Here is a 3349-nt window from a genome sequence, read left to right as displayed (position 1 = left end):
AGCATGTAGACCCGCACCACATGCCGTACGAGAACCCTTAGTACCACCCCGCACGCAAGCCCATCCTTCTGCACGCACATCATCCTGCGAGCGGTCACGCAAAACATCACGGATGTACACCCGCACATCAAACCGCTGTGCACTCCGCACCTGATCATGCGGAGTCTCACGCATAGAACCACGTTTCATCTCCCGTATCACCCCAGGCAGTCCAACACGCAGAAGACCACGTTTCTTTACACGCCATTTCATCCGCGTGTGTTCACGCATCATTATCCGCATTTCTTCACGCGTGATTCCCTGCAGCGACTCACGCGTGTTTACATACGTGTTCACATACGTGTTCACATACGTGTTCACCTGCGATTACATCGGCATGCAAACACGCGGCATTACACGCGGCGCCGCTTGCCGACCCACATGCCTGAACACATACGGCCCCACACGCGTGGCATACCGCGAGTTGTCCAGGACCCCTGCTAACTTTCCTTACAGACCACTCGTCAGAAACCAACGTCCATTGGGAGAACCACCATGTCTGTAGATGCCGTTCCAACGACACCCACTCATCAGCAACTGCCTGCCTGCTTCGGATTCTTCAACGGCAAAGGGGGAGTGGGCAAGACCTCACTCTGCGCGAACACCGGAGGCTTACTCGCTGCCGGCGGCTACCGGGTTCTCTTGCTTGACTTCGACCCCCAGGCCAACTTGTGCCGCGACCTAGGGTTTGTGAAGGAGGACGGCGTGCCCTTGTTCTCAGCCCTCTTGAGCGGGTCGGCACCGCCGATCATCCAGAACGTCGGTGGTCGCGAGAATCTCGACATCGTTCCAGGCGGCCCGGCAATGTTCGACCTTGCCGCAGTCATGGTGTCCAGGCAGCAACGCCAGGGAGGCAAACGACTAGGACAGCTTCTACTGGCCATGTTGCTGCAAGTGGCCGCAGACTACGACGTCATTATCTTCGATACCCCTCCGACGGATCTCACGATCATCGAAGCAGTGATGGAAGTAGTCCACGCTGTGGTCATTCCAATCCGCGCAGATGATGCCAGCCTCGACGGCATGGAAACGATCGCCGGCCAGTTCTCGGCAGCACGAGACGGAGATCCGGAACGAAACCTTCCTGCCGTGAACCCCCAGCTCCAACTCGGCGGGATCTGCCTCTTCGGCGTCAGCTCACGCGCAACCAAACTTGACGCAACGATTCGGGAAGCAGTCGAGGAGATGATCGGCGATTCGGCCCCGACTTTCGAATCTCGGATCCGCACGATGGAAACCACCGCCTTCGACGCGCGACGCCAAGGACTTCTGGTGCATGAGCTCGAGGAACGATCGGCCGGGGAAACCGCATCACGGATCGCAGCGCTGAGGAAAGGCACGAAACCAAAGGATCTGATGCTCTCGCGAAACGCCTCTGGCCTGGCCGAGGACTACTCGAACCTCACCCGCGAGATCCTCGTACGGATGTCGACCATCACCGCTGAGAGGGCTTCGGCATGAGTGAAAATAGGGTCCGCAACCGCAAGAGCATTGCCAAGTCTTTCGCCCCGAAGCCCAACCGAGCAGAGGGACTCGCTGGTCTCTTGCCCCCGGCCGGCGGGCTGCAGCCTCGCCGCACTACGAGCCCACAGACACCGGACACGGCTCAACCCCAGATCGACTCCACAGCTCCTCACCCGCCGACTCCCAAACGAGTCACCGACGCCCCTCAACCCGCCGTCTCGGCGCCTGAATCTCCAGTGCGGGTGCAGCCGATGGAACCCGAAGCTGTCACCGTTCCAGTCGCACCACCCCACGCGCCTCCTGTTGTCGTCGAGTCTCCACCCGCAGTCACCGAAGCGCCCCCAGCCCAGATTCTGGAAGAAGGAAATCCGCCGGCTGCAGATACCTCGAAGGTGACTGTCACGGCCTACCTGGATCGCACCACTCGCGACGCCTTGGTGAATCGTGCAGCCGAACGGCGATGCGATCACGCCGATGTTGCCATCGAGGCATTCGACGCAGTAGGCATCGAGCGACTGCGAGCCCTCTTTCAACCCGTCGCGGGCAGATCGTCCTCAGGGATTCCAGTCCATCAAGAGCCGTTCACGGTCAAAGGACCCGTCGAGACCTGGTTCCGCTTCACCACCGCTCAACGTGACTGGCTTGACGAGCAAGTGAAGGTCGTCGGTTCCAAATCGCGCAGCCGATTGCTCGCGGGCGTCTTGTCGTTGCACCTGCGGTCGCCCGCACGATAGTGGGGGACGACCTTCGAGGAGCAAAAAGTAAGCCTCGGAGGTCGTCTCTGCTTCCAGGCCCACATGAACGGCAGTCGAAGGTGGCATCGAATCGCCTGCCTTCGTAGCCTAAAAACAGATCGTAGATCCGGGCGAGCGCAAACGGCCGATTCGTGTCTTTGAAGCCGCTCCCCACCCCACTCCCCACCCCGCTCCCCACCTACGTGGGGAGCGGTTTTTGCCGCCTGAACTGCTGTTTCTTTCCACTCCCCCCACTCCCCACCAACTTCGCAGATAGGTCACACGTAGTAGTGGGAAAGTGCATGCCTCGCTAACCTGACTCCGCTTCGACTCGGCCCGTCCAGGTCTCGCGACATGATGCGCACGAAGATTTGTTGACCCCATCTGTCACACGGCGCGGGGCACGCGGATCTTCCTCTAATCAGAGGCATTCATTGCGAGGGTTGAGGGGATTTCAGACATGAGCAGCGCCGGGCACGACACGCTGACACAACCAGCATCACCGTTTCTGAATCAGAATCGATTTACGCTCATCCCATGGGACGACCAAGTAAAGGCGCGCGCCGGTGCCTCTCCGTGCGCGCACCCCTCAACCAGGCCAAGGTCTACGAACGTCGGGCAGACGAACTCGGGATCGATCTCGGGGACTACTGGGTGCTCGTCATGGCGCGCGCCTCGAACCTCGACATTCCTGATTACATCCTCAAGAAGTTGGATCCGGAGCGACTCCGCATCCACGACGCCCGCTATGCAGTTGATCGAACCCAGGCTGCTCGCGAAGCGACCGACGGCGAACTTTCGGTTCCAGCATGAGTTGGCCCTAGACAGCGAAAAACCCCCACTGCTTTGCCGGCCGGAGGGGGTTCTTCGATTCGATTTCAGTCCCGGGAAGCGACTTGCGAGGTCACTTTCCGAACTTCACTTACTCAAGTCCAGAGGACTTATGGCCATTCTAACCAAATTCCGAGCACACTCGCCATCCTTGGCGACGAGTGTCGCTGAGGCAATCGCATGACGGCGGCTGCATCGAGCGGCGCAGCGACGGGTCCTATGTCGTCGTGGGGCCGCGGACGCGACGCGGGGCGGTGCCGGGGTGGGGTGCAACCACCCCG

The 3349-nt window shown here is 60.2% G+C and carries 4 protein-coding genes; 3 read left to right on the top strand and 1 reads right to left on the bottom strand.

Annotation, left to right across the window (positions count from 1 at the left end):
• Positions 1-348: hypothetical protein (locus ACH4F2_RS35400; RefSeq protein ID WP_398136759.1), on the bottom strand; the 348-nt coding region annotated here is incomplete at its 3' end.
• A 186-nt stretch (positions 349-534) separates the two neighbouring features.
• On the opposite strand from ACH4F2_RS35400, the gene ACH4F2_RS35395 reads away from it, so the two are divergent.
• The 3 genes from ACH4F2_RS35395 to ACH4F2_RS35385 all read left to right on the top strand — a co-directional run bounded on the left by ACH4F2_RS35395 (position 535) and on the right by ACH4F2_RS35385 (position 3050).
• Positions 535-1500 (top strand): ParA family protein, encoded by a 966-nt coding sequence (locus ACH4F2_RS35395; protein ID WP_003942441.1) that lies wholly within the window; start codon positions 535-537, stop codon positions 1498-1500.
• Between the two features lie 254 nt (positions 1501-1754).
• Entirely contained in the window at positions 1755-2237 is a 483-nt protein-coding gene (locus ACH4F2_RS35390) for a hypothetical protein (RefSeq protein ID WP_003942444.1), read from the top strand.
• A gap of 537 nt (positions 2238-2774) precedes the next feature.
• Positions 2775-3050: a hypothetical protein gene (locus tag ACH4F2_RS35385; RefSeq protein ID WP_037130212.1), complete on the top strand. Its 276-nt coding sequence runs from the start codon at positions 2775-2777 to the stop codon at positions 3048-3050.
• Positions 3051-3349: the final 299 nt, after the last annotated feature.

This window comes from Streptomyces sp. NPDC017890 (genome assembly GCF_044328675.1).
In the GTDB taxonomy this organism is placed as follows: domain Bacteria; phylum Actinomycetota; class Actinomycetes; order Streptomycetales; family Streptomycetaceae; genus Streptomyces.
The sequence above is the reverse complement of the archived record's forward strand: the minus strand, read 5'-3'. Positions and strand labels throughout refer to the sequence as shown.

Bases quoted from the DNA above. Each gene is read 5' to 3' on its own strand.
- ACH4F2_RS35395 (WP_003942441.1), top strand. From the start codon at position 535: ATGTCTGTAGATGCCGTTCCAACGACACCCACTCATCAGCAACTGCCT.
- ACH4F2_RS35385 (WP_037130212.1), top strand. From the start codon at position 2,775: ATGGGACGACCAAGTAAAGGCGCGCGCCGGTGCCTCTCCGTGCGCGCA.
- ACH4F2_RS35390 (WP_003942444.1), top strand. From the start codon at position 1,755: ATGGAACCCGAAGCTGTCACCGTTCCAGTCGCACCACCCCACGCGCCT.